1 protein-coding gene is annotated in these 550 nt (G+C 63.6%); it reads right to left on the bottom strand.

What is annotated here, in order from left to right; all coding sequences use genetic code 11:
• Window positions 1-528 (bottom strand): ATP-binding protein (locus tag IVB50_RS08535; protein WP_275991528.1); only part of this gene is annotated, 528 nt, incomplete at its 3' end.
• Window positions 529-550 lie beyond the last annotated feature (22 nt).

Here is a 550-nt window from a genome sequence, read left to right as displayed (position 1 = left end):
GTCGACGATGAGCAGCTTTGGCTTCGACAGCGCGAGCAGTTTCTCGTCCAGGCGTCGCTCGCCGTGGGCCTTGGCAAGACCTGCGACCAGCGTCGTCGCTGTGGTGAACTGCACCGTGTACCCGGCCAGGATCGCCTCTCGCCCCAGCGCGATCGACAAGTGCGTCTTGCCGACACCGGGCGGCCCGAGCAGCAGCACATTCTCGCCGTTGGCGATCCAACGTGACGCGGCAAGATCGCGGATCTGCTTTGGATCAATTGAGGGCTGCGCCTCGAAGTCGAAGCCAGCAAGCTCCTTCACGGCCGGGAAGTGTGCGAGCTTCAGCGCCATCTCGATGCGGCGATGGTCCTTGCGTGCGATCTCGCGCTCGCACAGCAAGATCAGGGTCTCACGCGCCGACAGGTTCGCGCGCGCCGCCTCGTCGAGCAAACTATCAAGCTGATCGCGGATGCCGGAGAGCTGCAATCGCGCCAGCATGGCATCTAGCGGATCGGTCGTCGCTTCCATTACCTTTTTTGCCCGCGTCATCAGAAGCGTCCTCCGACCACGG

The sequence above is a fragment of the Bradyrhizobium sp. 87 genome (genome assembly GCF_023073015.1).
Lineage (GTDB): Bacteria > Pseudomonadota > Alphaproteobacteria > Rhizobiales > Xanthobacteraceae > Bradyrhizobium > Bradyrhizobium canariense_D.
Note: the sequence above shows the minus strand (reverse complement) of the source record. Positions and strands in the feature narration are given on the sequence as shown.